Source organism: Shinella sp. M31 (assembly GCF_049199205.1).
Lineage (GTDB): Bacteria > Pseudomonadota > Alphaproteobacteria > Rhizobiales > Rhizobiaceae > Shinella.
Window position 1 is genome coordinate 192,625 of record NZ_JBLZPH010000079.1, and the last position, 18,608, is coordinate 211,232.

The 18,608-nt window shown below is 64.2% G+C and carries 20 protein-coding genes; 4 read left to right on the forward strand and 16 right to left on the reverse strand.

What is annotated here, in order from left to right; genetic code table 11:
• Positions 1-25 precede the first annotated feature (25 nt).
• The 9 genes from ACOZKU_RS13585 to ACOZKU_RS13625 all read right to left on the reverse strand — a co-directional run bounded on the left by ACOZKU_RS13585 (position 26) and on the right by ACOZKU_RS13625 (position 10,144).
• Positions 26-1,129: a DUF1513 domain-containing protein gene (locus ACOZKU_RS13585; RefSeq protein WP_421579324.1), complete on the reverse strand. Its 1,104-nt coding sequence runs from the start codon at positions 1,127-1,129 to the stop codon at positions 26-28.
• Positions 1,129-2,256: an imelysin family protein gene (locus ACOZKU_RS13590; protein ID WP_421579325.1), complete on the reverse strand. Its 1,128-nt coding sequence runs from the start codon at positions 2,254-2,256 to the stop codon at positions 1,129-1,131. Before ACOZKU_RS13590 ends, ACOZKU_RS13585 begins: the two co-directional genes overlap by 1 nt.
• The gene (locus ACOZKU_RS13595) at positions 2,256-3,806 is read right to left on the reverse strand and encodes a di-heme oxidoredictase family protein (protein ID WP_421579326.1); all 1,551 of its coding nucleotides are present in this window, start codon (positions 3,804-3,806) and stop codon (positions 2,256-2,258) included. The genes ACOZKU_RS13590 and ACOZKU_RS13595 overlap by 1 nt, the downstream gene beginning before the upstream one ends.
• A gap of 47 nt (positions 3,807-3,853) precedes the next feature.
• Positions 3,854-5,131 (reverse strand): imelysin family protein, encoded by a 1,278-nt coding sequence (locus tag ACOZKU_RS13600; RefSeq protein ID WP_421579327.1) that lies wholly within the window; start codon positions 5,129-5,131, stop codon positions 3,854-3,856.
• A 199-nt stretch (positions 5,132-5,330) separates the two neighbouring features.
• On the reverse strand, positions 5,331-6,620 hold the full coding sequence (locus tag ACOZKU_RS13605; RefSeq protein WP_421579328.1) for an RsmB/NOP family class I SAM-dependent RNA methyltransferase: 1,290 nt from the start codon (positions 6,618-6,620) through the stop codon (positions 5,331-5,333).
• 77 nt (positions 6,621-6,697) lie between these two features.
• Positions 6,698-7,060, reverse strand: coding sequence for a septal ring lytic transglycosylase RlpA family protein (locus tag ACOZKU_RS13610; protein ID WP_313530215.1), 363 nt, complete (start codon positions 7,058-7,060; stop codon positions 6,698-6,700).
• Positions 7,061-7,423: 363 nt separating this feature from the next.
• On the reverse strand, positions 7,424-8,302 hold the full coding sequence (locus ACOZKU_RS13615; protein WP_421579329.1) for an SDR family oxidoreductase: 879 nt from the start codon (positions 8,300-8,302) through the stop codon (positions 7,424-7,426).
• Positions 8,299-9,441, reverse strand: a complete 1,143-nt coding sequence (queG, locus tag ACOZKU_RS13620; RefSeq protein WP_421579330.1) for a tRNA epoxyqueuosine(34) reductase QueG — start codon at positions 9,439-9,441, stop codon at positions 8,299-8,301. The genes ACOZKU_RS13615 and queG overlap by 4 nt, the downstream gene beginning before the upstream one ends.
• Positions 9,442-9,451: 10 nt before the next feature.
• Positions 9,452-10,144 carry a glutathione S-transferase family protein gene (locus tag ACOZKU_RS13625; RefSeq protein ID WP_314090583.1) on the reverse strand — a complete coding sequence of 231 codons (693 nt, stop codon included), beginning with the start codon at positions 10,142-10,144 and terminating at the stop codon, positions 9,452-9,454.
• Positions 10,145-10,330: 186 nt separating this feature from the next.
• Between ACOZKU_RS13625 and ACOZKU_RS13630 the strand changes: the two genes are divergently transcribed.
• Positions 10,331-11,137 carry an undecaprenyl-diphosphate phosphatase gene (locus ACOZKU_RS13630; protein WP_421579331.1) on the forward strand — a complete coding sequence of 269 codons (807 nt, stop codon included), beginning with the start codon at positions 10,331-10,333 and terminating at the stop codon, positions 11,135-11,137.
• 39 nt (positions 11,138-11,176) lie between these two features.
• Here ACOZKU_RS13630 and ACOZKU_RS13635 read toward each other — a convergent pair whose 3' ends face one another.
• The 7 genes from ACOZKU_RS13635 to dnaN form a co-directional block, all read right to left on the reverse strand.
• Positions 11,177-11,326, reverse strand: a complete 150-nt coding sequence (locus ACOZKU_RS13635) for a hypothetical protein (protein ID WP_226920886.1) — start codon at positions 11,324-11,326, stop codon at positions 11,177-11,179.
• A 252-nt stretch (positions 11,327-11,578) separates the two neighbouring features.
• Entirely contained in the window at positions 11,579-12,559 is a 981-nt protein-coding gene (locus tag ACOZKU_RS13640; protein WP_421579332.1) for a complex I NDUFA9 subunit family protein, read from the reverse strand.
• A gap of 119 nt (positions 12,560-12,678) precedes the next feature.
• Entirely contained in the window at positions 12,679-12,966 is a 288-nt protein-coding gene (locus ACOZKU_RS13645; protein WP_226920884.1) for a DUF1330 domain-containing protein, read from the reverse strand.
• 18 nt (positions 12,967-12,984) lie between these two features.
• Positions 12,985-13,683 (reverse strand): orotidine-5'-phosphate decarboxylase, encoded by a 699-nt coding sequence (gene pyrF, locus ACOZKU_RS13650; RefSeq protein ID WP_421579333.1) that lies wholly within the window; start codon positions 13,681-13,683, stop codon positions 12,985-12,987.
• A 2-nt stretch (positions 13,684-13,685) separates the two neighbouring features.
• Positions 13,686-14,267 (reverse strand): histidine phosphatase family protein, encoded by a 582-nt coding sequence (locus tag ACOZKU_RS13655; protein WP_421579334.1) that lies wholly within the window; start codon positions 14,265-14,267, stop codon positions 13,686-13,688.
• A gap of 9 nt (positions 14,268-14,276) precedes the next feature.
• Entirely contained in the window at positions 14,277-14,879 is a 603-nt protein-coding gene (pmtA, locus tag ACOZKU_RS13660; RefSeq protein ID WP_421579335.1) for a phospholipid N-methyltransferase PmtA, read from the reverse strand.
• 216 nt (positions 14,880-15,095) lie between these two features.
• Positions 15,096-16,214 (reverse strand): DNA polymerase III subunit beta, encoded by a 1,119-nt coding sequence (gene dnaN / locus ACOZKU_RS13665; protein ID WP_421579336.1) that lies wholly within the window; start codon positions 16,212-16,214, stop codon positions 15,096-15,098.
• Positions 16,215-16,451: 237 nt separating this feature from the next.
• Here dnaN and rsmI point away from each other — a divergent pair, with 237 nt between their 5' ends.
• The 3 genes from rsmI to ACOZKU_RS13680 form a co-directional block, all read left to right on the forward strand.
• The gene (rsmI, locus tag ACOZKU_RS13670) at positions 16,452-17,384 is read left to right on the forward strand and encodes a 16S rRNA (cytidine(1402)-2'-O)-methyltransferase (RefSeq protein ID WP_421579337.1); all 933 of its coding nucleotides are present in this window, start codon (positions 16,452-16,454) and stop codon (positions 17,382-17,384) included.
• Positions 17,374-17,742: a YraN family protein gene (locus ACOZKU_RS13675; RefSeq protein ID WP_421579338.1), complete on the forward strand. Its 369-nt coding sequence runs from the start codon at positions 17,374-17,376 to the stop codon at positions 17,740-17,742. The genes rsmI and ACOZKU_RS13675 overlap by 11 nt, the downstream gene beginning before the upstream one ends.
• A 102-nt stretch (positions 17,743-17,844) precedes the next feature.
• Positions 17,845-18,608 (forward strand): extracellular solute-binding protein (locus tag ACOZKU_RS13680; protein WP_421579339.1); only part of this gene is annotated, 764 nt, incomplete at its 3' end.

The following is an 18,608-nucleotide window of genomic DNA, read 5'->3' on the forward strand; positions in this document are numbered from 1 at the left end:
GCTTGCCGCAACCGTCCAGAGGCAATCAGGCCCGTGATTTCAGCGACGCGATATGCTGGTCCCAGGCGATATCGTTGCGGCGTCCAGCAAAATCGCCGTCATAGGAGGAGACGGCAAAACCGTGCGGCGCGCGGGCGATGCCGGCGGCATCCGGCACGCTCTCATCGCGCAGGACCCCTCCGGTCTTCGCATCGAGGACGACGAAGCGACCGCCATTCGGCGATGTCAGCCCGACGAGACCCTCGCGACGATTGACGGCGATGGCGCCGACATAGTTGGCAAGGCCGATTGTGGTGTCCTCGGGCAACGACAGGAAGGTGAGGTCCTCACCCTTGCCGAAATGGCCGACGAGCGGCGGCAGGTCGTTGCGCGGGCCTTCATACTGGCAGGCGAACCAGATGCGGCCCTTGTTGTCGAGGTCGATATGGCGGGTGGAAAGCTGGCGCAGCTTTTCCGGCAGCGCATGGCGCTCGACAAGCGCGCCGCTCGCCGCATCGATCAGGGCGAGCGAGGGCTCCATATGGTCGAGATTGAGCTTGGTGCGGCCGAAATCCGGATGGGTCTCGATGCCGCCATTGGCGGCGATCAGCAGTGTGCCGTCGTCGCTGATCGAGAGGTCGTGGGTGCCGATGCCGTAGGTCTGGTATTCGCCGAGGCGGCGATAACTGTCCCGCGCGTCGTAAAGGCCGATGACGCCACGGTTGGCGTCGAAATCGTTCTCGCTGGCGTAAAGCAGCCGGCCATCGGGTGAAAAGCAGCCATGGCCGAAGAAATGCCGGTTCTCGGCGGCGGCGATGGTGATCGGCTGCGTCTTGCCGCTGCGGTCGACGACCAGCGCGAAGGTGCCAGGGCGCCGCGCGAAGGCGACGAGGTGGCGGGTGGCGGGCGAAAAGGCCATGCCGTGGCTGCGGGCGGGCAGCGGCGTGCGCTCGATCACACTGCCGTCATCGGCAAGCACCGCAATGCCGAAGCTGCCATCAGAGGCCTTGTAACCGGAGGCGAAGACGGCGTCGGTGCGCGCCAGCGCGAAGGCGGCGCGCGGGGTGAGCCCCGCCGCCCAGGCCGCACCCGCCATGCGCAGGAAGGCGCGCCGGTCGAGAAGCGCGCTTTGGCTGCCCGGTTTGCGCATCAATCGCCGTCCGAGAAGGAGAAGCCGGAGCCGAGCCCGATCGCGCCGCCATAACCGCCGTCGAAGGCGACGATCAGCTCGCGCGTGTTGATAAGCAGGAAACCGATCTTCTGCTGCTCTTCCGGCGTGGACACCGCCTTCGCCATGTCGGGGTCGATGGTCGGGGTGATCCGGCGCAGCGACTTCAGAATGAAATCGATATTGCCGTTGACCGAGGCGATGCTGGGATCGATGAGGTCGCCCATGCCCGATTTGTCGAATAGGGTCTGAAGGCCTTCGAGATTGGCCGTAATCGACGTCCAGGTGTTTCCCGAGCGCCAGAAGACCGCCGATTTCGGCCGGGCGATGCCGCCATTGCGGTAGAACGTCTCGATGCGCTGGTCGCGCACCGCCTCCGTGCCGTGCACGAGAATGCCGAGCAGCGCCGTCATCGCCTCCTTGCCGGTGCGGAAGACGGGGTTGTCGGGGCCGGGATGCTTCCAGTCCTTCTGCACGCCGTCGGGCGCATCCCAGGCGGCGGCGAGCTGGCCGGCCGTCGTCCGGATATGGGTGGCGACGGCGGCGGCATAGCGGCAGCGGAAGGCGTTCGGTGTCTTTGCGATTGCCTCCGAGCCGGTGCCGTAAAGCGCGAATTCGATGGCGCCGAAGCCCTGGATCGCCACACTCTTGCTGCCCATGGTCGCGGCGTCGGCATCGGCCTCGTCGGCCTTCTGTAGCAGCGCCTGCACCTGCTTCAGGCCGGTGCCCTTGCGGTCGGGATAGAACAGGATGCGCTCGAAGCGGTTGTCGTCGATGACGGGGCCGATGCGCACGATCTCGATGCGGCCCCAGTCGGTGACGGCTTGGCGGAAGGCCGAATCGACCGCCTTGCGGCCATCGTCCGAGGGCGCCTTACAATAGGCTGCGGTCGTTTCGGCGAGCTTGCCGGCGGAGGCCTCGAAGGTGCGGTAGCCCGGCCGGATCACGTCATCGATGGCGCGCGTCATGATGCTGGTGACGATCTCTTCCGTCAGTTCGGGCACGGCGGGCACGCTGCCTTCCTGTGCGAAGGCTGGCAGGCTCGTCGCAAAGATGAGGGAGGCGGCAAGCAGGGGGCCGAACCGGAGGAAAGGCGGGCGCTGGGTCATCAGAGGCTCTCCAGGAAGGTCAGAAGGGCGTCGCGGTCGTGTTTTTCCAGCGCGGCGAAGCGGTCGCGTGCCTTCTGGCCCTCGCCGCCGTGCCACAGGATGGCTTCGGTGAGGGAGCGCGCGCGCCCGTCATGCAGGAAGAACGTATGGCCGTTGACGGTTTTTGTAAGGCCGATACCCCAGAGCGGCGGCGTGCGCCACTCCTGTCCGGTCGCCACCCCCACCTGTTGCCCGTCGGCAAGGCCTTCGCCCATGTCGTGCAGCAGGAAATCGGAATAGGGCCAGATGAGCTGGAAGGCCTGGGCCTTGTTGGCGGCATCGCGCCGGGTCACGAATTTCGGATGGTGACAGGAAACGCAGCCCGTCTCGTAGAACAGGCGCTTTCCCGCAAGCGTCTCGGCGAAGCTCGCCTTGCGCCGGGCCGGCACGGCGAGGTTCTCTGCATAGAAGGTCACGAGGTCCATGACCGGCGGGGGCGCCTCCGCGTCGCCGAGCCGCGTCTGCACGCCGTTGGGGCGGTCGATACAGGCGGTCTGCGCCGGCATGCAATCGCCCTGGTGCAGCGGCACTTCCGGCGTCGAGATGCCGATATCGAAGGCGAAGGCCTCCGCGCTCTGCTGGCGCACCGTGGCCGATTGCGCCTTCCAGCCGAAGCGGCCGAGTGCCTGCTTGCCCGTCCCGGGGTCGATGGCGATCGCCGCCTTGCCACTGATGCCGTCTCCATCCGCATCGTCGGGGTCGGCAAGAGCAAAAATGTCCGCCTCGTGGATGGCTTCGCTCAGGCCGAGGCCGAGCATGGGCTGCGTGACGCGCGGTGAGAGCGTCGTCGTCGCATCGAGGTCGCCGTAGGCGAGGTCCGCGACGGAATAGGTCGGGCGGCGCAGCTGGACGACCTCGCCGCCGGCCAGCGTCACGGGCTGTTCCGTATAGGCGATGACCATGCGGCCTTCGGCCTTGAGGCCGGGAATGGCCTGGTCCTGCAACTGCCGGCCATAGATCGGATCGGGCAGGCTCATTGCTTGGAAGCTCTTCAGCGCAGCCTCCTCCTCGGGCGTCTTTGCCGGGCGGGCAAGGCGCAGGAACATCGAGGTGGCGTCCGCCGTGTTGTCCTCCGGCGGATGACCGCGACCGTCCTTGATGTGGCAGGATTGGCAGGAGCGGGCATTGTAGAGCGGTCCGAGACCATCGGAAGCCTGCGTGGAGGAGGGCGAGGAGACCCAGAGTTTCTGGAACAGCGCATTGCCGAGCTTGAAGGTCTCGCGCTCCTCGAAGGTGATGTTTTCGGAGAAGTGGGAGAAGCTGTTGCGGTCGATTTTCGCAAGCGAGGTCGTAGCACCCGCGGACATGGCCTCGTAGGGCTCGGCCTTGGAGAAATCCGTCGTCAGGGCCGTGACGGCCTGAACGCGCTCCAGGTCTTTTTCGAAAAGGTCTTCGAAAAGGTCATCGCGGCCACGGTGCTGCGAATGCGCGCTTCCCAGAACGAAAACGCCTGCCGCGACGGTGAACGCGGCGGAAACCGCGAGCAGGCGACGGGCAGGGCGTTTTGTCATGCGGGGAAATCGGGCCGCCATCCGCAGGGAAGCGACCCGCCTTCTTTCTATTGGAAGACAGCCGTAGGATTATCCAGGCTGTCGGAGCCTTCAAGCTCGATTTTGCCGAGATCCAGTGTCCCGATGACGCGTTCGATCGTCTTGGTCTGGTCGATCAGGCTGTCGATGGCGGTCTGGACGACCTTGTTGCCGGCCTCGTTGCCTTCGCCGATCATCTGGTCATAGGCTTCGCCGCCGTCGGCACGGTCCTTGAGCGCCTGGAAGGCGGCGTGGCTCGCGTCGAGCTTGGCTTTCATCTCCGTGTCGAGTGCGGCGTCCTTTTCCGCGACGAACTCGGAGAGTGACGGGCCGGTCAGCTTGGAACCGTCAGGGCGGGTATATTCGCCCGTATAGACGGTCTGGATGCCGGCGACGTCGTAGTAATGCGAGTTGTGCGTGTTGTCGGAGAAGCAATCCTGCTCTTCTTCCGGATCATGCAGAAGCAGGCCGAGCTTCATGCGCTCGCCGGCAAGCTCGCCGTAGGAGAGCGAGCCCATGCCGGTCAGCATGGCGGTGATGCCGGCCTTCGGATCGGCTGTTACGTTCTTGGTGGCGTCGCCATCGGCGGCCCAGGCCTTCACCATCTCTTCGAGATCGGTGACGAGGAGCGAGGTCGCGGCCTTCAGATAGGCGGCGCGGCGGTCGCAATTGCCGTTGGTGCACTTGTCCTTGTCGTAGTCCGTCACCGGGCGGTTGCCCGCACCCGGGCCGGTGCCGTTCAGGTCCTGGCCCCAGAGCAGGAATTCGATGGCGTGGTAGCCGGTCGCAACGTTCGCGTCGACTTCGCCGGCTTCGTGCAACTCCTGCAGAACGGCGGGTGTGATCGTCGTCGCGTCGATCGTCTTGCCGGCGATCTCCAGCTTCGGATTGGCGATGACATTGCCGACGAACAGCGCGTTCTCGTCGCTTTCCGTGCCGTAGTTCGCGTCGACATAATCGATTAGGCCTTCGTCGAGCGGCCAGGCGTTCACCTTGCCTTCCCAATCGTCGACGATCGGATTGCCGAAGCGGTAGGCTTCCGTCTGCTGGTAGGACACGCGCGCCTTCAGCCAGGCTTCGCGCGCCGCCTTCAGCGTCTCGTCGCTCGGTTTGGCGATGAGGGCATCGACCGCCGCATCAAGAGCCTTCGCCGCATCGCGTGTGTCGGTAAATTTGGCATGGCCGATTTCGGCATAGTGCTTGACGATCGCAGCCGGGTCGGCCGCCGCATGGGCCGAGCCGATGGCAAGGCTCGACGTCGCGGCAGCAAGCACGAAAGCGGCCGCGCGAAGGAAGGAAGTGGTCATGACGTCTCCTGGTGTCCTGTTTGTCGTGTCCCCCCGACACCGGGCATCGCAAGAAAAGCGACCGACCGGATGAGCCGGCATGAAGCCGGGCCGGGTTTATTCAGGCCTTGGTGTCATGGACCAAATAAAAACTGGTGTCAAAGTGTATAGTTTAGAACGATTTCAAGGTATTTCCCGTCGCTTGACGGATCACAAAGCATCAAGCCTTGCGACCCATCGCACAGAAGAAGAAACCGTCCGTATCGGTCGAGGCCGGGGTCAGCGTCACGGTTTTCCCGTCGCGTGAGCGGGGCTGCGGTTTTCCGCTGCCGAAGAGGCTTTGCCAGGTGTCCGCTGCCGAGAGGATTTCGAAGTCGGGATTGGCCTGGCAGAAGCCGTGAACCTGCTCCTCGTTTTCCTGCGGCAGGATCGAACAGGTGACATAGAGCAGGAAGCCGCCGGGCCGCACGAAGGCGCTGGCATTGGCCAGCGCTTCCTGCTGCTGGCTGATGCGTTCTTCCAGGTTCTTCTCGGTGAGGCGCCATTTCGTGTCGGGACGGCGGCGCCAGGTGCCGGTGCCGGTGCAGGGCGCATCGACCAGCACGCGGTCGAAACGGCCCTTGAGGGGCGCCAGGCTCGACAGGCCTTCATGGACCTGCACATTGCGCGTGCCGGCACGCTTCAGCCGCTCGATGATCGGGGCGAGGCGCTTGCGGTCGGTGTCGTAGGCGTGCACCTGGCCCTTGTTGTTCATGGCGGCCGCCATGGCGAGCGTCTTGCCACCGCCGCCCGCGCAGAAATCGAGCACCTGCTCGCCCTCCTGCGGCACGACGAGATCGGCGACGATCTGCGATCCCTCGTCCTGCACCTCGAACCAGCCCTTCCGGAAGGCAAGATCGGCGGTGACATTGGGAAGGCGAGACGGGCCTTCGCCGGCGGGAATGCGGATGCCCTGGCGGGCGATCGTGGAGGCGACGGCGGCGTTGCGCTCCAGCGCCTTCAGCACCTTGTCGCGGCTCGCCTTGAGTGTGTTGGCGCGCAGGTCCAGCGTCGGCCGGTCGGCAAGCGCCTTGGCTTCCGCCAGCCAGTCGTCCGAAAAGTTCGCCTCGAAGGCCGGCTGGATCCAGTCCGGGATGTCGCCCTGCACATGCGGGGCGGCATCGTCGAGATTGCGGGCGCGGAATGCGGCGAGCCTGTCTTCCGAGGGGGGCTCCGGCGCGAAGCGATCGCCGTCGAATTCGGCGGCGAGGGCCTCGGGCGAAAGGCCCCATTGGCGCAAGAGCACGGCGTAGCCGAGGGCCGTCGGGCTGTCGTCGTCCATGAGGAAGGCGTGCGACAGTTTCATGCGCAGCGCGTCATAGACGATGTTGCCGATGGCGGCACGGTCGCCGGAGCCGGCGAACCGATGGGCGAGGCCCCAGTCCTTGAGCGCATCGGCGACCGGGCGCCGCCGCGTCTCGATATCCGAGAGAACCTCGATGGCTCCCGAGAGCCGCCCACCCAATCGCATCCGTTTACTCCGTTTTGCGTCGTGGTAGCGGCGGAACGCGCCGAGAGCAAGCCGGCGCCGTCAGATTTGGGGCTGGATCAGCCGATGACCTCGTAACAGATCTTGGCGTGGCCGGCGCCGATCATGCCGATATTGGATGCGGCAGCCTTGGAGAGATCGAGCACGCGACCGCGAATGAACGGACCGCGATCGTTGATGCGCACCACGACGCTGCGGCCGTTGTTGGAATTGGTGACCTTCAGCTTGGTGCCGAAGCGCAGGCTGCGATGGGCGGCCGTCATCAGGTTGGGGTTCATGCGCTCGCCGGAAGCGGTGCGCGAGTGCAGCGCATACCAGGAGGCGCGGCCACAACCGGCTGCCTGGGCATCGGAGAAGGAAACGAAGGAAGAGGAAGCGGCGACGAGAGAAGCGAGCGCGAGGCTGGAGAACTTTGACAGCATGTATCGTGTGACCCTTACGGCGAGTTGTGGAAATCCCCTTTGATTGATCGCCCTATGAGGAAGCAAAAATGGCAAAAACGTGCCTCAACCGGCCACACTTGCTGTCGAAGTGCTGCCGGATATACAGTCCATCGCCCACGATGGATTTTTAATCTTCGTTAATGGGGCCGGAAAGAGTCTTGCGAATCAGTCACTAAACTCATTCGACTTGTCGCGTGGAATGCTCGTGCAACATTTCCGCAAATTTTCGGAAAAAACTTTCAATATTAGCAATTCCTACGCATGAATTCGGCGGCAAAAATAGGGCAGATAAATTTATGGTTGTGCAAAATCGCAAAAGCGCTCCCTGCCGGCCGCAGCCCGCTAGCTCCGCCAGCGCCCGGAAGCCTTGAGCTCGGCGAGCGATTGGCGGTAGTTCGGGAAGCGGAATTCGAACCCGGCAGCCTTGAGCTTGGCGTTCGAAACGCGCTTGTTCTCCCCGTAGAAAGACCGCGCCATGGGAGAAAGTTCCGCCCTCTCGAAAGGAATATCGGGCGGGATCGGCAGATCCATCAGGCGGGCGGCTTCGGCCACCACGTCCTGCGGCGGGCCGGGCTCGTCGTCGGTGATGTTCCAGACGCCGCCGAGGTGCTTCTCCGACAGGAAGAGCGCGGAGCCGCCGATGTCCTCGACGCGGATGCGGTTGAACACCTGATCCTTCTTGATCAGGCGGCGGGCGCTGCCCTCTTCCACGTTGCGAAGCGCATTGCGGCCCGGCCCGTAGATGCCGGCAAGCCGCAACACGGCGACGGGGATGCCTGAGGCCGCGCCGAAGGCCAGCCAATGGTTCTCCGCATCGACGCGCTCGACGGAGCGGGCGGAGACCGGGTTCAGCGCCGTCTCCTCGCCCACCCAAGCGCCCTTATGATCGCCATAGACGCCGACGGTGGAGAGATAGCCGGCCCATTCGAGCCGTGGCATCAAGGAGGAGAGGGCCGGGCTGCCGGCGCGAAACAGCGGATCGCCGTCCTTGCCCGGTGCGATGGACTGTACGACATGGGTGGCGCGCGCCATTTCGGCAGCGAGACTTTCCGAAATCGTGCTGCCGTCAAAGACGATAGGCGTGATGCCGAGGGCGCGCAGGCCTTCGGTTTTCTCTGCGGAGCGCGTGGTGCCCGAAACGGTAAAGCCCCCTGCCTTGAAAACCTCACCGATGGCCTTGCCGGAAAAACCGGCACCAAGGATCAGGAGGTGTTTCGTCATGGGGTGGCCCTCGCTCTCTTATATTCCGCGCGCACATCCGCGTCCGCGTCGTCAGCCCTTCCTGCCGCAAATTTCGCGAATTCGGAAGCGTCCATCAGCCGGAAAAGCGCCCATGCGGCCATGCCACGCACCACGGGGGATGCATCGTCGGCAAGATGGACGCATTGGGCGATCAGGCTGCGGTCGCCGGAATTGCCGGCAGCGATCAGGACGTTGCGCACGAAGCGGTCGCGGCCGATGCGCTTGACCGGCGAGCCGGAGAAATGCGTGCGAAAGCCGGGATCGTCGAAGGTCAAGAGATCAGCGAGCTTGGGCGCCTTCAGATCGTCGCGCGCGACGAGCTTTATTTCGGAGGCGCTGGCGGCGAATTTGTTCCAAGGGCAGGCGGCGAGGCAATCGTCGCAGCCATAGATGCGGTTGCCGATTTTTTCGCGGATATCGGGATCGATCGTGCCCTTGTGCTCGATGGTCAGATAGGAGATGCAGCGCCGCGCATCGATCTTGTAGGGCGCGGGGAAGGCGTCGGTCGGGCAGGCGTCGAGACAGGCGCGGCAGGAGCCGCAATGGTCGCGCTCCGGCTCATCCTTATAGAGATCGGCGGTGGTGAACAGGCTGCCGAGAAAGAGCCAGGAACCGTGCGTGCGGCTGACGAGATTGGTGTGCTTGCCCTGCCAGCCCAGCCCGGCGGCGGCGGCGAGCGGCTTTTCCATGACAGGCGCGGTGTCGACGAAGACCTTAACGTCGGCGCCGCCGCGCGCGGCAAAGCGGGTGGCGACCTCTTTCAGCCGGCCCTTGATGATGTCGTGATAGTCGCGGTTCTGCGCATAGACGGAGATCGCCGCCCGGTCCGGCTTTTCGAGCACGTCGCGCGGATCGTGTTCGGGACCGTAATTCATGCCGAAGAGAACAACGGAGCGCACATCGCCCCACAGCACGCGCGGATCGGCGCGGCGCGCTTGCGTTTCCGCCATCCACTCCATCGTGCCGTGGTAGCCGGCGGAGAGAAAATCGGCGAGCCGGGTTGGGGCCTGGGGAATGGAGTCAGGCCCGGTGACGCGACAAAGATCGAAACCCTTGTCGGCCGCCTCCGCCTTGATGAAATCGGTCAGGCGACGGCGCATCTTCTCGTCGCCCGACATCCTTTCGTCCTTAGAAATCGAGGTCCGCGTAATGCGAGACCGGGGTAACGCCGCGCACGCGCTCGGCGAGCAGCGGACGGAAGGACGGGCGGGACTTCAGCCGCTGGTACCAGTCCTTCGCCTGCGGCGCGTCCGCCCAGTTGATCTCGCCCATATAGTCGAGCACCGAGAGAGAGGCGGCGGCGGCGAGGTCGGCGTAGGAAAGCCGATCGCCGGCCAGATAGGTGCGCGAACCGGCAAGCCACGAGAGATACTTCATGTGCTGGCGGATATTGGCGCGCGAATTGCGCAGGATCTTGCTGTCCGGCGGCCCGCCGCCCTGGTCTGCGGTCATCTGCAGCTTGAAGATCCGCTCGCGCACCAGCGGGCGGGTCACGTCCTGCTCCATCTTCTGCAGGAACCATTCCGTCAGGCGGCGGATTTCGGCGCGCTGGAAAGGATCCTCCGCCAGAAGGCGGCGGTCGCGCTTCAGGACGCCATGCGTTTCGTCGAGATATTCGGAGATGATGCTGGCGCCGCACAGCGCGCGCATGCTGTCATCGACATAGACGGGCAGCGTGCCGGCCGGGTTCAGCGCGAGGAAATCGCGCCGGTTTTCCCAGGGCTGCTCCTCGGCAAGCTCCGTCTGGAACCCGTATTCCGACAGGATGAGCCGGACGAAGCGGGAGGCGGCGGACATCGGGTGATGATAGAGTGTAGGCATTCGGGCTGCTTTGCTGGTCTTGCGGAAGGAGCTTTGCCGGGCCTGTCGCTTCGTGGGCGGTGATTTGGTCGCGGCTGATTTGACGAACCTATAGAAATTTGGTGGTACAAACACAAGCGAATCGGGCTTTTTGCCGTACGCCTGCTTCGTATCATGCCTTCCTTTCCCAATTCCCAAGGAACCTTCATGGCAGACCAATCCATCGTCAGCGCCCTCATTCTCGGCCTTATCGAGGGCCTGACCGAATTCATCCCGGTGTCTTCCACCGCCCATGTCGTGCTGGCGCAGCATTTTCTCGGCTTCAAGTCGCCGGGCAACGCCTTCGCGGTGCTGATCCAGCTGGGGGCTATCCTCGCCATCCTCTCGGTCTATTTCTCCAAGCTCCTCGGCATCGCGCTTTCGCTGCCGTCGAGCCCGCAATCGCGCCGCTTCGTGCTTTCCATCCTTCTTGCCTTCCTGCCGGCCGCCATCATCGGCGCGCTTGCGCATGATTTCATCAAGACGGTGCTGTTCGAAACGCCGATACTGATCTGTATCGTCCTCATCATCGGCGGCGTCATTCTCTATGTGGTGGACCGCTTGCCGCTCACGCCGCGCTATACGGATGTCATGCAGTATCCGCCGTCGCTTGCGCTCAAGATCGGCCTTTGCCAGTGCCTGGCCATGATCCCCGGCACCTCGCGTTCGGGCGCAACCATTGCCGGCGCCCTGCTGATGGGCACCGACAAGCGGTCTGCGGCGGAATTCTCGTTCTTCTTGGCGATGCCCACCATGGTCGGCGCCTTCGCGCTTGATCTCTACAAGAACCGCGATGCGCTCTCGTCGGACGATCTCGTGGTCATCGGCGTCGGCTTCATCGCCGCCTTCGTGGCAGGCCTCTTCGTCGTGCGCTCGCTGCTCGACTTCGTGTCGCGCCGCGGCTTCACGCTGTTCGCCGTCTGGCGCATCATCGTGGGCACGCTGGGCCTGATCGCCCTGATGATCTGGGGTTGAAAGACCGGCTTCGGCCGGTCTCTTCAGGCTGGCCGAAGCTTACTTGACCGAAGCGGTCGTGCACGGATCGACGCCGTAAGCCGGCGAGCAGCCGTGCTTGCTGGCGGAGACCGTCGAGGGCGCGGCAAAGGATCCGGCCACGATGATCAGAGCCGAAAATCCGAAGAAGATTGCAATTGCCTTGCCCATGGGCGGATAAGCCTCTCGAAGTCCTGAAAAACGCCGCTCTCTGCCTCTCCAGCAAGACGCGACGGGGGCGGTGTTATTCGCTGGCCCGACGACAAGCAATAACGCGACATGTTGAATCGTGGGTAAATGCCGCAACGCTTTTTTTAACCGCTGCATAAGTGCAACAGCTTGGCCAAAGCGCTTTCGAAAAAACGAAACGGCCGCCGATGGGGGGAAGCCCCGCGGCGGCCGTTTTCAAATCCGTAAAGCGGCTCAGGCGGTCCTGTCGACCTTCGTGAACTGGCCCTGCGTGCGGTAGCGCACGAGATAGCTCGGCAGGATCGCTTCGGCGAGAACCGGCTCGATGCCCATGGCTTCCAGCGTGCGGCCTTCGCTCTTGGCAGCGTCGGAAACGATGTTGTCGGCGCGCAGCAGCGTCACCTGATCCGACGTAAGCGGCGGCTTGACGAAGGGGATGAGCGAGGCGATGGAGCCGATCAGCGAGGCGATGCCGAAGGGCAGCGAGACGAGCGGGTTCTTGCGGTCGGTCACGCGCAGCATCAGTTCGAGACACTGGCGGAAGCTCAGGACTTCGGGGCCGCCGAGTTCATAGATGCGGCCGCGTTCGATTACGCCGTCCACCGAGCGGGCGACGGCTTCGGCGACGTCGGCGACATAGACGGGCTGGAACTTGGTGTTGCCGCCGCCGATCAGCGGCAGGACGGGCGCATAGCGCGCCATGGTGGCGAACTTGTTGAAGAAGCCGTCTTCCGGACCAAACACGATGGAGGGGCGCAGGATCACGGCATCCGGCACGGTGCGCAGCACGGCCGCTTCGCCGCGCGCCTTGGTGCGGGCATAGCTGGAGCCGGAGTTCTCGTCGGCGCCGATGGCCGAGATATGGGTAAGCTTCGCACCAACGGCGCGGGCGGCTTCCGCCACGGCGCGGGCGCCAAAATCCTGCACGGCATCGAAAGTGTTGCGGCCGGTCTCGAACAGCACGCCGACGCAGTTGATGACATGGTCGGAGCCTTCGACGGCGCGATCGACCGACTGGCGGTAGCGCAGGTTCGCCTGGACGAAGGAGATCTGGCCGACGCCGCCGATCGGCTGCAGGAAGCCCGCGAGATCGGGACGGCGCACGGCGACGCGGATGCGGTAGCCGCGGCGTGCCAAGGCGCGCACCACATGACGCCCGACGAAGCCCGAGCCGCCGAAGACGGTGACGAGCGGCGGAAGGTTGGACAAGGTCATAGGGCTGCTCCTGAAGAATAGGATAGGTGGGTAGCGCCTACATAGCCCAAACAACCGGCAAGGTGAAGCGCGGCGAAGCGTCTGTTTTGCCGGTTTTGCAAGTGCTTGGCGGCCGGAGTTTACAAACCCTCGACGACCACCATTTCCGCATCCGCCACTTCCTGGCGGATGGCGGCGGCGATCTGGTATTCCGGCGAGTTGTAACAGTCGACGGCGGCCTGTAGCGAGGGAAACTCGATGATCACGTTGCGGGCGCGCACGCGGCCTTCCAGCTGCGCATAGGCGCCGCCGCGGGCGACGAAGTTCGCGCCGTATTTCTCGAAGGCCGGCTTGGCGGCGGCGACATAGTCCTTGTAGCGCTCGGGGTCGCGCACATCGACCTGTGCAATCCAGTAGCCCTTCGGCATGGTGTTCTCTCCCTCTGGTTATGCTTGAAGCGCGCCGTCCATCTCGGCGAGGATCGCTTTGGCGGCGGCGAGCGGGTCGTCGGCCTTGACGATGGGGCGGGCGACGACGAGGTGGCTGGAGCCGGCCTTCAGCGCATCGGCCGGCGTCATCACGCGCTTCTGGTCGCCGAGCTCGGCGCCGGCGGGGCGGATGCCGGGGGTGACGATCGCCATGTCAGGCCCGACGATTTTTCGCACGGCCTTGGCTTCTTCGGCGGAACAGACCACGCCGCCCATGCCGGCGATGCGTGCCTGTTCGGCGCGGCGCAGCACCAGCGTGTGCGGGTCATATTCGTAGCCGGCGTCGATGACGTCCTTGGCATCCATGGAGGTGAGCACGGTCACGCCGAGCAGGCAGAGATCGGAGCCCTTGGCGGCGGAGACGGCGGCGGCCATGGCCTTGGGATAGGCGTGCAGGGTGAGCATGGACATGCCCATCTTGACGATGTTCTCGACGCCCTTCGCCACCGTGTTGTCGATGTCGAGCAGCTTCATGTCGAGGAAGACCTTCTTGCCGTCTTTGGCGAGGTCGCGGGCGAATTCCAGGCCGCCAGCAAAGACCAGCTGGTAGCCGATCTTGTAGAAGAGGACGGTGCTGCCCAGCGTCCGGACCACCTTTTCCGCCTCCGCGATGGTCGGTACATCGAGGCCAACGATCAGGCGGTCGCGCGCGGACATGGTCAAAACCCTTTCCAAGATTCCATTGCCGTCCAGTCGCATGTGACGGCGCGGTCCGCAAGCCGGAATGCAAAAAGATTGCCGCCGCCGGCCGGCTGGTCGCCGTCGCGGGCAATCGGCTTGCCCATGAGACGACACTTCAGCAGCGTGCCGACGCCGCCATGGCCGACGAAGGCAATGGGTGTTTTAGGATCATGGCCGGTCAGCACCCGCTCAACCGCCGCGACGATGCGCGCCTGCGCATCCGCTGCCCGCTCCCAACCTTTGAAGCTTTCCTGCGGATGCGCGAAAAACCAGTTGGCGGCGTCTTCGAAGGCATCGGGCGGCAGGAAGCCGGTGGCGGAACGGTCGTTCTCACCCATAGCGTGATCGGTTTCGACCGGGAGCCGTCCGGCGGAGAGGATTTCGGCCGTCTCGATCGCCTTGCGCTCGGTGCTTGCCGAAAAGCGGCCGATTTCCTTCGCCCAGTCCGAGGATGCGGCGAACAAAGCCCGTTCGCGGCCGCGCTCGGAAAGCCCCCAGTCAGGCACCGGCACGGCCGGGTCGATCTGGACCTGCGGATGAGTGATGTAGAGGGCGTACATGGCCGAACCTCAATGGGTACGGCGGTAGGTCCAGAGCTGTGCCGGCGGGATGTTGCGCACGACGAAGTCGAGATGGGTGATCTGGTAGCGGTCCGGCATGGCGACGACTGGCGAGAGCGGACCATAGGAGATCTGCACGATCGGCCGCCCGACGGGAATGCGCGACAGCAGGTCTTCGATCAGCGACACGCGCTTGTGCATCGGGAAGTTCAGGAGCGGCACGGCGGAGATGACGCTGTCGAAGGTCGCGCCGCTGAGATCGCCGAGCGTCTTGTCGAGATCGAAGGCATCGCCGTTGATGAAATTGACGCCATCGAAGCGGGCGACGAGGTGATTGTAGAAATCCGTCGAGAATTCGATGGAGGTCAGCTTTTCCGGGGCAAGGCCGGTTTCCAAGATCGCCTTGGTGATGACGCCGGTGCCGGGACCCAGTTCCAGGACGGGAAGGCCGGATTTCACATCGACGACGCTCGCCATGCGGCGCGCGGTGACGGAGGAGGTGGGAATGATCGAGCCGACGGCCCGCGTGTTGTTCATCCAGCCCTTGAAGAAACGGATTTCGTCGCCGAACTTCTTGCCGAGCCGTTCCTTGACCTTCACGCGCAACGTCATGCCATCCCCCTTCATGGTGCACTCTTGGCCGGCGTCAGGATTCATTCCCATCCGCGTCGTCGGCCATGGCGAATATGTGACGCGGTTTGCGTCAAAAACAAGTCTGATTGCGTCGCCGCCTGCAAGTTTCCCCGACATGCGAAAGCGCCTGCTAAAAAAAGAACCCGCCGACGGCCGGCGGGTTCCAGATCGGTTTCCCAATGCCGCGCGGCGGTCCTAAACGCGCATCGGCATGAGCACGTAGAGCGCGTCGTCGCCGGCAAGGTCGCGCACCAGCGTCGGCGAACCCGGATCGGCGAGCATGAAGACGGCTTCGGAACCTGAAAGCTGCGACGTGATGTCGAGCAGGTATTTCGCGTTGAAGCCGATTTCCAGGGGATCGTTGTCGTAGCCGACGGCCAGTTCTTCCGTCGCACTACCCGAATCCGGGTTGTTGACCGTCAGCGTCAGCTGGCCGTCGCCAAGCGCCAGCTTCACGGCGCGGCCGCGCTCGGAGGAAATGGTGGAGACGCGGTCGACGGCCTGCGCGAAGGACTGGCAGTCGATCTTCAGTTCCTTGTCGTTGTTCGTCGGGATCACGCGCTGGTAATCCGGGAAGGTGCCGTCGATCAGCTTGGAGGTGAGCACGATCGAGCCGATCGTGAAGCGGATTTTTGCGTCGGAGACTTCGACCGTCACCGTCAGGTCGGGATTGTCGACCAGCTTCTGGAGTTCGCCGACCGTCTTGCGCGGAATGATGATGCCCGGCATGCCCTCGGAACCCGAGGGGGCCTCGACATCGGCGCGGGCAAGGCGGTGGCCGTCGGTTGCGACGGCGCGCAGCTTCAGCTGGCCGGCGCTTTCGATCGTGTGGATGAAGATGCCGTTGAGGTAGTAGCGGGTCTCTTCGGTGGAGATCGCAAACTGCGTGCGATCGATCAGCATCTTGAGGTCCTTCGCCTTGAGGCGGAACGTGTGCGAGAAGCTGCCGGCGGTGAGATCGGGGAAGTCCGACTGCGGCAGGCATTGCAGCGAGAATTTGGAGCGGCCGGAGGCGACCGTCATCGAGGCGCCGTCGGCGCTGGTGGCGAGCAGCACTTCCGACCCGTCGGAGAGTTTTCGCACGATGTCGTAAAGCAGATGGGCGGGAACGGTCGTGGCACCGGCCTGCTCGACCTGGGCGGGCGTCGCCTCGGTGATTTCGAGGTCGAGGTCTGTCGCCTTCATATCGAGGCTCGCACCATCGGAGCGCAAGAGCACGTTCGAGAGGATCGGGATCGTGTTGCGCCGCTCCACCACGCGGTGAACGTGGTTCAACGACTTCAGAAGATTGGACCGCTCGAGAGTAATGCGCATGAACTGTACCGCTTTCGACCGCTGGCACGCCGGAAACCGGCGCGGCATTGCCTTGAAACTCCGGCGAGGCCGGAAAGATGGGACGGGCAAAATGGCAGAATTTCCCGCCTCATTGCAAGTGCTAACGGCGCGGGACACGCGATAGTCAACCGTCGTCTCTTGCGAGGCCATCGGCGCTCGCCCATAAGGGGAGAAATACGCGGCCATCCAAACGGCCGGAAAGGGCCGGCGGAAGGAATGGCAATGCGGGATGAAACGGTGGCAGGCGGCACGGGCGAGGGCGGCAAGACATTCCGCCTGCACAACGCCGTCATCCCCGCCCGGCCGCTGGAGCCAGCGCTCTATCTCGTCGCCACCCCTATCGGCAATCTCGCCGACATCACGTTGCGGGCACTCGAAACGCTGGCCGGTGCCGATGTGCTGGCCTGCGAGGACACGCGCGTCACCCGCGTGTTGCTCGACCGCTACGGCATCGTCAACCGCCCCTATGCCTATCATGAGCACAATGCCGACGAGGCCGGCCCGCGCCTGATCGCGGCACTTGAGGCCGGAAAATCCGTGGCGCTGGTGTCCGATGCCGGCACGCCGCTCGTCTCCGATCCGGGCTATCGCCTCGCGCTGCTCGCCATCGCGGCCGGCCATCGTGTCGTGCCGATCCCCGGCGCCTCCGCGCCGCTGGCCGCACTCGTCGGCTCCGGCCTGCCGAACGACGCCTTCTTCTTCGCCGGCTTCCTTCCGACCAAGGACAAGGCGAAGCGCGACCGTCTCGCCGAACTGGCAAACGTGCCCGCAACGCTGCTGTTCTTCGAATCGCCGCACCGCATCGCCGCGACGGTTGCCGCCGCCGCCGATGTACTGGGCGGGGAGCGGGCGGCGTGCGTTAGCCGCGAGCTGACGAAAACCTTCGAGGAGTTCCGTCGCGGCACGCTCGGCGAACTCGCCACCCATTATGGCGACGGCCACACCGTCAAGGGCGAGATCGTCTTCGTCATCGGCCCGCCCGGCCAGGCGGCGGCCCCCGAGGCCGAGGATGTCGACCGCCTGCTGACGGCTCTGGTGAAAGACATGTCGGCCGGCAAGGCGGCGACGGAAGCCGCACGCCAGACAGGCCTGCCGCGCCGCGACCTCTACCAGCGTCTCATCGATCTCAAGGGTGGCGATGCGCAATAAGGCGGCAGACCCCGATAGGCTGAAAGCCTTCCGCCGGGGGCACGTCTCCGAATATATCGCCGCGTTCTATCTCTTCGCCAAAGGTTACCGCATCCGCGCCATCCGCTACCGCACGAAGCTCGGCGAGATCGACATCATCGCCCGGCGCGGCGATCTCGTCGTCTGCGTCGAGGTCAAGGCGCGCCGCGATGTCGACAGTGCCGTCTTCGCTGTCAGCGGAACCGCCCAGCACCGCATCCGCGCGGCAAGCGACATCTGGCTCTCCCGCCAGCCGGACGCCCACCGTCTCTCGTTACGATATGATATCGTTGCGGTCTTGCCCTGGCGGCTTCCAAAACACTTTGTGGAGGCGTTTTGATCAAAAGGAAGATGTAACGAAACTGACATGAAAGCGTAACGCGCCTGTCACGGTCGCTGCTTAGTGCACGCCTCACACCAAGTCCGGTGAAGAGGAGCTCCCATGTTCAAGCCGCTTTCCCTCGCAGGTTTCGCACTCGCTTTTTCCGCCACGGCATCGATGGCCGCCACCAACATCACCTGGTGGCACGGCATGGCCGGCCGCAACGGCGAAGTCATCAACGAAGTTGCCAAGAAGTTCAACGAGGCCCAGTCGGCCTGCGCGATCACGCCGGTTTCCAAGGGCACCTATGAAGAGGCGCTTGCTTCAGGCATCGCAGCGTTCCGCGCCGGCGAGCAGCCGAACATCCTGCAGGTCTTCGACGCCGGTGCGGCGACGATCATCAATGCGCCGGGCGCCGTCATTCCGGCCGAAGACCTGATCACCAAGGCTGGCTACACCTTCGACCGCGAAGCCTTCATCGAAGGCGTGCGCTACTTCTACGCCGCCCCGGATGGCAAGTTCGTTGGCATGCCGTTTAACTCCTCGGCGCCGATCATGTATGTCAACACCGAAGCCCTCGAAAAGGCTGGCGTCGAAGCGCCGAAGACCTGGGAAGACTTCGAGAAGATCGCCCCGAAGCTCAAGGAGGCCGGCTACCTGCCGCTCGTCCAGTCGCAGCTGACCTGGCAGTTCACCGAAAACTTCTTCTCGCGCCACAACATCCAGTTCGCGACGAACAACAACGGTTACGACTCGGTCGTCGACACCAAGATCAACATGACGGACCCGAACCTCGTCATGATGTTCACCAAGCTCAAGGCCTGGGCCGATGAAGGTTACTTCGGCTATTACGGCGCCGGCTGGAATGACAACCAGAAGCTCTT

Coding starts and splice junctions, on each gene's coding strand:
- ACOZKU_RS13625 (WP_314090583.1), bottom strand. CDS start 10,144: ATGCCTACACTCTATCATCACCCGATGTCCGCCGCCTCCCGCTTCGTC.
- pyrF (WP_421579333.1), bottom strand. CDS start 13,683: ATGTCCGCGCGCGACCGCCTGATCGTTGGCCTCGATGTACCGACCATC.
- ACOZKU_RS13590 (WP_421579325.1), bottom strand. CDS start 2,256: ATGACCCAGCGCCCGCCTTTCCTCCGGTTCGGCCCCCTGCTTGCCGCC.
- ACOZKU_RS13675 (WP_421579338.1), top strand. CDS start 17,374: ATGCGCAATAAGGCGGCAGACCCCGATAGGCTGAAAGCCTTCCGCCGG.
- queG (WP_421579330.1), bottom strand. CDS start 9,441: ATGTCGGGCGACGAGAAGATGCGCCGTCGCCTGACCGATTTCATCAAG.
- ACOZKU_RS13615 (WP_421579329.1), bottom strand. CDS start 8,302: ATGACGAAACACCTCCTGATCCTTGGTGCCGGTTTTTCCGGCAAGGCC.
- ACOZKU_RS13600 (WP_421579327.1), bottom strand. CDS start 5,131: ATGACCACTTCCTTCCTTCGCGCGGCCGCTTTCGTGCTTGCTGCCGCG.
- ACOZKU_RS13655 (WP_421579334.1), bottom strand. CDS start 14,267: ATGTACGCCCTCTACATCACTCATCCGCAGGTCCAGATCGACCCGGCC.
- pmtA (WP_421579335.1), bottom strand. CDS start 14,879: ATGACGTTGCGCGTGAAGGTCAAGGAACGGCTCGGCAAGAAGTTCGGC.
- rsmI (WP_421579337.1), top strand. CDS start 16,452: ATGGCAATGCGGGATGAAACGGTGGCAGGCGGCACGGGCGAGGGCGGC.
- ACOZKU_RS13630 (WP_421579331.1), top strand. CDS start 10,331: ATGGCAGACCAATCCATCGTCAGCGCCCTCATTCTCGGCCTTATCGAG.
- ACOZKU_RS13610 (WP_313530215.1), bottom strand. CDS start 7,060: ATGCTGTCAAAGTTCTCCAGCCTCGCGCTCGCTTCTCTCGTCGCCGCT.
- ACOZKU_RS13605 (WP_421579328.1), bottom strand. CDS start 6,620: ATGCGATTGGGTGGGCGGCTCTCGGGAGCCATCGAGGTTCTCTCGGAT.
- dnaN (WP_421579336.1), bottom strand. CDS start 16,214: ATGCGCATTACTCTCGAGCGGTCCAATCTTCTGAAGTCGTTGAACCAC.
- ACOZKU_RS13640 (WP_421579332.1), bottom strand. CDS start 12,559: ATGACCTTGTCCAACCTTCCGCCGCTCGTCACCGTCTTCGGCGGCTCG.
- ACOZKU_RS13585 (WP_421579324.1), bottom strand. CDS start 1,129: ATGCGCAAACCGGGCAGCCAAAGCGCGCTTCTCGACCGGCGCGCCTTC.
- ACOZKU_RS13645 (WP_226920884.1), bottom strand. CDS start 12,966: ATGCCGAAGGGCTACTGGATTGCACAGGTCGATGTGCGCGACCCCGAG.
- ACOZKU_RS13595 (WP_421579326.1), bottom strand. CDS start 3,806: ATGACAAAACGCCCTGCCCGTCGCCTGCTCGCGGTTTCCGCCGCGTTC.
- ACOZKU_RS13635 (WP_226920886.1), bottom strand. CDS start 11,326: ATGGGCAAGGCAATTGCAATCTTCTTCGGATTTTCGGCTCTGATCATC.